Below are 6914 nucleotides of genomic sequence, written 5' to 3'. Positions count from 1 at the left end.
ATCGAGAACACCAAAAAGCCCCGGCTGGTCATCCGCAAGGTAGACAGCGTGGTCGGCAGCGGCATCAAGGGCGCGAAGTTTGAGATTTTCGTAGCAGACGCACAGAACGGTACTTACAAGCGCCTGAAGGACGGCTATTATTTCTCGGACGAGAACGGCGAAATCGTGCTGGAAAACACGGACACGGGCTGGTACAAGGCAGTCGAGGTCGAGCCTGCCGAGGGCTACGAGCTGGCAAACCCGGCAGAGCAGACGGTATTCGTCGAAGCGGGCAAAACGGCAACCCTGACCTTTGAGAACGTTCCCAAGTCCGCGCTCATCATCGTCAAGGAGGATGCAGGCACGGGCAAGCCGCTTGCGGGCGCGTGGTTTAGGGTGCGCTACCTCGGCGGCACATCCGGCACGGGCGGCACGACCATTGGCGAATACAAGACCGGCACAAACGGCAGCGTGGTCGTGACCGGCCTGAAAGCCGGCACTTACGTTGTCGAGGAGATCTCCGCGCCGAACGGTTATGTGCTGAGCGCTGTGCCGCAGACGGTGTATCTGTCCGGGCAGGAGCAGGCGGTTGTCACCGTGCGCTTCGATAACAAGGCCAAGGGCAGTTTGATTCTACTGAAGAAAGACGCCGTGACAGGCGCGCCGCTGTCAGGCGTAGAGTTCCTTATCACGGACAGCTCCGGTACGCTGCTGGGCAACAACAATGGCAAATTCGTAACTGACTACGCGGGCATGATCCGCGTGGACGGCCTTGACCCGGACACCACCGTGACGGCGGTCGAGCAGCGCGCCAAGAATGGCTATATGCTGGATGATACGCCGCAGAGCATCAAGATCAAATCCGGCGAGACGGTCACGCTGGAGTTCCTCAACCAACCCAAGAGCAGTTTACTTATTGTTAAAAAGGATGCTGTAACCGGCGCGCCGCTGGCCGGCGTTGAGTTCCTTATCACGGACAGCGAGGGCGCGGTCGTTGGCAGCAGCAACGGCAAGTTTGTAACGGACAGCGCAGGCACGATCCGCGTGGACGGCCTTACCCCCGGCATGACCATCATCGCCAAGGAGACCCGTACCATCCCCGGCTACATTCTGGACGATACCGCACAGACGGTGAAAATCAAAGAAAACAGCGTGACCACGCTGGAGTTTTTGAACAAACCCGAGGGCGGGCTTATCATCCGCAAGGTGGACGGCGAAACCAAGCAGCCGCTGCCGGGTGCGGAGTTTAAGATCACGACCAGCACCGGCGCTGTGGTAGACGCGGACGGTGGCCTTACCAGCACAAACGGCATTTATGTCACGGACAGCAACGGCCAGATCGTGCTCAGTCAGCTTCAGCCGGACACCTACATCATCACCGAGACTAAGGCCCCGGACGGCTATGTGCTCGAAACGGCATCCCAAACCGTGCGCGTGAACGAGAGCGATACGCAGACCATCACCTTTGTCAACCACAAGGCGTATGGCCTGCAAATTCGCAAGACCGTCAAGGGAACAGGCGAGGCGCTTGCGGGCGCAAAATTCAAGGTGACCAAGGTCACGGGTGAGCTTATTGGGACTTACACCTCCAATTCTGCCGGCCTTGTCAATGTCTCCGGCATCGAGGACGGCGTGTATGTCGTGCAGGAAATCAGCGCTCCGGAGGGCTACCGGCTGGACAGCACCCCGCAGAACGTTATCGTCAAGGCCGGGGAGCTTGCCACGGTCGAATTCGAAAACGCCAAACTGTCCAGTGTGCGTATCCGTAAAATCGACGCGGTGACGCGCCAGCCGATCAGCGGGGTGCGTTTTCTCATTAAGGATAGTAAGGGTAAGCTCATCGGCGAGTACACGACCGATTCAGACGGCTATATCGAGCTGTCGGACGATCTGGAAGAGGGCAAGTATTACGTCGAGGAGGTTGCGGCCGCACCGGGCTACATTCGTGATGAGCAGCAGAAAACCTTCCGTGTGCGGCGTGGTGAGACCACCGAGATTGTGTGGGAGAACACCCCGCAGCAGGGGCAGATCCAGATCACCAAGAAGTCCAAGGATGACAACCCGATCAACGGCCTGCCTGCCGGTACGCTGCTGCAGGGCGCGACCTTTGAGATCTACGACAAGGCGGGCAACGTGGTGGACACGATTGTGAGCAACGAGCGCGGCCTTGCCGTGTCCAAGCCGCTGCCGCTTGGCCGCTACACCATCAAGGAGACCAAAGCCCCGGCCTACTACGGCGCATCCGGCCAGACTTTTGTAGCCGAGATCGAATTTGCCAGCCAGATTGTGCGGCTTGAGGTGCTCAACGAAAGCGTGTACACCAATGTATCCATCGCAAAGAGCGGCCCGAAAGAGGTTGTCCCCGGTATGCCGCTGCGCTGGACGGTATCACACATTGCCAACAATTCCACCGTGCCGCTCCAGTCGTTCTACTGGCGCGACACGCTGCCCTATCAGGCCGTGCAGCTCGACAAGATCGTGACCGGCACCTATAACGCGCGCCTGTCCTACAAGATCGTCTACCGCACCAATCTCAACCGCGAGTACCGCACACTGGCGGATAACCTGTCCACGGCGGTAAACCGCACGATTCAGGCCAATCCCACCGCGCTCGGCCTTGCCTCCGGCGAGGTAGTCACGGACTTTATGTTCGTCTTTGGCACTGTCCCGGCAGGCTTCCGCTGCGTGGATATGCCCTATGTGTTCGGTACGGTGCGCTCGTCCGTCGCAGGCACGGCCTTTGTCAACAAGGCCGATGTGGGCGGACTGCACAACCAGCAGTGGATCATGTCGAACGACGCATGGACAACCAGCATCTACCGCGTCACCGCGCCCACCCTACCCAAGACCGGCTGGTAAAACATCGTGTAACAATACGAGGAGGAAAATTATCCATGAAAAGAAAGCAGCTCATCGGCGCGGCGCTGGCCACAGCGCTGGCGCTTACGCCTGCCGCCCTTGCAGCGGAGCAGGGACAGCGCATCGTCACCACACAGAACGGCACGGGTTATACCGTGTCGTCTGTGGGGCGGCATGTGGTCGCGGCGGATGACAGCAGCCGCACCTTTGCCTTCGCCCCGGAAAACGGCTACGACCTCGCCCATCTCGTTATCACGGACGGCGCATTCACCGACCGCGCCGACGTATCCACCCTCGATCCCGACCTGACGATGCATGGCGTGACCTATCCCATCCACTACGAATCCAAGACCGACGCGCACGGCACGAGCGTCATTCGCGCGACCGTCTCCGTGCCTGCGGCGGCGGATGATATCACACTGACTGCCGAGGCGGTCAGCATGGAGTACACGGTCACGGCCACGGCGCAGAGCGGTGCGGTCGTGTCCTCCGGCACGGCGGTACTGCCCAAGGGCGCGGCCTACACCATAACAGCCAGACCGGACGGCAATCTGCACCATATCGCCAGCGCTGTGCTGACGGTCGGCCAGAACAAGAGCACGGTCATTCTCTCCCCCGGCTGCGATGAGGTCTCGCAGGGCTACCGCTTCCGCATGGACGCGGACGGTGTGCTCACCGTCTATTGCGGCAGCGTGACTGACACGGCGCGCATCGAGCTTCAGACCGCCATGCGTGAGCCGGACAGCGGCGAGGTGCTGATCACCGTGCGCACCGGGCGCGGAATCAGCAGCGAGGTCACGCGCGATATCGTCAAAAAGGGCACGGATTACACCGTGTCCTTTTCTGCTGACAGGGGCTATGCCATCGACGCGCTGACGCTCGAAGCGGGTGGAAAGACCGCGTACAGCACACCGAACACCAACACGGTATTCGTCGGCAAAAACGCCTACCGTGTGACCGGCAATGACGCGGCCTGCACGGTCTATCTCACCGACCTGCAGGACAACATCATCATCGGCGCGGAAAGCACCTATGACAGTGACCATCTGCCCATCCATACCTCTGCCGGCACGGGTGTGCGCATCAGCAAGGACTGCGGCGACAGCGTCCGCGCGGGCGAGGACGCTGTATTTACCGTTGCTGTGACGGACGCGGCGCGCTATGCGCTCGATGAGATCACGCTGCGCATTGGCGACAGCAGCCGCACGGTATCTGCGGGCGAGACCGCCATCCGCCTTGGCGGCGCGGCCTACAAGCTGGAGACCGGCACGGACGGCAGGGTGCAGCTCTATGTGCGCGATATTGACCAGCCCGTTTCTGTCTCCGCGACCGCAAAGCGTGTGGATGCCAGCCACCGTGTCACGATGCAGCAGGCATCCCACCTGACGATCACCAAGGACGTGTCCGGCGGGACGGTCAAGCACGGGAGCACGGTCACCTTTACCGTAAAGCCCGAAACCGGCTACGCGGTCGACACCGTGACGCTGACGGTCGGTTCGCAATCCGCCACAGCCAGCGCGGGCGCGCGCACCATTGTGGTCGGCGGTGTCGCCTATGACGTAGAGCGCGGCAGCACCGACGCGGTCAAGGTTTATGTGGACGATGTCCGCGCACCGGTGACGATCAGCGCGACGGCGGTAAAAGCCGCACAGGGCAACGGCAGCAACGGCCTGCTGCGCATCGACCGCACGGTCAAAGCGCCGCTGCTGGTCGGCTATGCCGGTATGTTTGCACCGGACAAAACCATGTCCCGCGCGGAGGCCGTACAGCTGCTGGCGCGCATGAGCGGCGCGGCAGGCAGCTATGCCGCACCCGGCTTTGCCGATGTACAAAGCACCGCCTACTACGCCGACGCGCTGGGCGCGCTGGTTGCGGGCGGCGTGGTCGACGCGAACGCCGCCTACTTCCACCCGGACGCGGCCATCACGCGCGCCGAGGTGGCCGAAATGCTCTACCGGCTGGATACCACGGCGGCTTACAGCGCGGTCGCACGGTTCTATGATGTGCCTGCTGCCGCGCTCTACGCCCCAGCTGTGGCCTACTGCGCCGATCGCGGCTGGATGGGCGGCTACCCGGACGGCACGTTCCGTCCGCACGACGCCATCACCCGCGCGGAGATGGCCGCAGTCGCGGTGCGTGTCATGGGACGCACCGCCGCATCGGGCAAACTGACCGTTTCGTACACCGATGTGCCCGGAAGCCATTGGGCGTACAATGAAATCCGGCTGGCCTCCGCCTACCAGTGGTGAGCGGCTATGCGACCGGATAGAAACCGTCTGCCAAGCGCCGCCCTCTGGGCGGCGCTTGCCGTGCCGGTGCTGTGGTTCGGCCTGCTGTGCGGCAGCGCCGCCGCGCCCGGACGCTCGCTTGGCGCGTGGTTTGACGCGCTGACGCTGGCCATGGAGGATCCGCTGCGCCTTGCCATAACGCCGTACAGCGTAAAAGCCGCAGGCTTATGCCTGCTCCTTTACCTGTTCTGTGTGCTGCTGTTCATAGACAGCCAGCGAAACCGCCGTCCGGGTGAGGAGCACGGCTCGGCGCAATGGGGCAAGGCGGCGCAGCTCTGCGCCAAGTACCGCTACCATGCGTCTATGCTCGCGCGGCTCAAGGCGACCGCCGCGCTGCTGGCGGCGCTGCCGCGCAAGCCCTGTGAACGCCGCCGCAGGAAAAAGCTGACGCAGGCGCAGCAGGACGCACAGGAAATGGAAAGGGCGCTGCGTCTGCCCTGTGACCAGAACATCCCGCTGACGCAGAATGTCTGCATCGGACTGGATGTGCGCCGGCATCTACACAACCTCAACGTCATGCTGGTGGGCGGCTCGGGCGCGGGCAAGTCCCGCTATTTCTGTAAGCCGGGTATCATGCAGGCCAACTGCTCTTATCTTGTTTGCGACCCCAAGGGCGAATTGCTCCGGGACTGTGCGCCGCTGCTGCTGGCCAAAGGCTACGACGTCAAGGTGCTCAACCTCAAGCCCGGAGAGCGGCGGCGGACGAACACCTACAATCCGTTTCTCTATCTGCGGTCGGACGCGGATGTGGTGCAGCTCATTACGCTGCTGTTTCGCGCCACCACCGCAAAGAATGCGCGCAGCAACGATCCGTTTTGGGAGCGCGCCGAGGAAATGCTGCTGACCGCGCTCATGCTCTATCTCTACCATGAGGGCGCGGAGGAGGATAAAAACTTTGCCACCGTCATGTATCTGCTGACCAACGCGCAGGCCAGCGAGGAGGACGAAAACGCCCGCAACCCCGTGGACGAGCTGTTTCAGGAGCTGGCGCAAAAAGACCCTGACCATGTTGCGGTGCAGTTTTATGCCGCATATAAACTCGCGGCAGGCAAAACCGCCAAGAGCATCCTCATCATGGCCACATCCCGGCTGAAGCATTTCCTCATCGACGAGATCGCGGATATGACCGCGACGGATGAAATGGACTTTGCATCGCTCGGTGAGCGAAAGCGCGCCATTTTCGTCTGCACACCGGTCAATGACAAGTCCTTTAACTATCTTGTCGGCATGATGTATATGCAAGCCTTCCAGCAGCTCTATGACCGCGCGGATGCGCAGCATCGCGGCACACTGCCCGTCCATGTGCGCTTCATCATGGACGAATTTGCCAATGTGCCGGTGTCTGATGACTTTGAGCAGACATTGGCCACCTGCCGCTCCTATAACATCTCCTGCAATATCATTTTGCAAAACCTTGCCCAGCTCAAGGGGATGTTTGAAAAGACGTGGGAAAATCTCACGGGCAACTGTGACACGTTTCTCTATCTTGGCGGCAATGAGCAGGGCACTCACAAGTATGTGTCCGAGCTTTTGGGCAAGGCCACGATCAACACGCGCACGACCGGACAGACCAAGGGCAGTCACGGCTCGTTTACGCGCAACTTCCAGCAGACCGGCCGTGAGCTGATGACCCCGGACGAGGTGCGGATGCTGGACAACCGCTATGCGCTGCTGTTCATTCGCGGTGAGCGTCCGGTGTGCGACTTCAAGTATAACCTCTTGCGCCACCCGGCGCTTAGCCTGACCGCGGACGGTAAGGCCAAGCCCTATGTGCCGCCGCTGCGCCTG

At 61.4% G+C, this 6914-nt stretch carries 3 protein-coding genes; all 3 read left to right on the top strand.

Annotated features, from left to right (window positions below; translation table 11 throughout):
- Positions 1-2838: SpaA isopeptide-forming pilin-related protein (locus tag MR935_RS01910; protein ID WP_290570551.1), on the top strand; the 2838-nt coding region annotated here is incomplete at its 5' end.
- 35 nt (positions 2839-2873) lie between these two features.
- A complete protein-coding gene (locus tag MR935_RS01905) occupies positions 2874-5087 on the top strand; it encodes an S-layer homology domain-containing protein (RefSeq protein WP_290570549.1) in 2214 nt (737 codons plus the stop codon).
- Between the two features lie 6 nt (positions 5088-5093).
- Positions 5094-6914 (top strand): VirD4-like conjugal transfer protein, CD1115 family (locus tag MR935_RS01900; RefSeq protein ID WP_290570547.1); only part of this gene is annotated, 1821 nt, incomplete at its 3' end.

The organism is Agathobaculum sp. (genome assembly GCF_022775115.1).
Lineage (GTDB): Bacteria > Bacillota > Clostridia > Oscillospirales > Butyricicoccaceae > Agathobaculum.
This window is presented reverse-complemented; position numbering and strand designations above follow the sequence as displayed.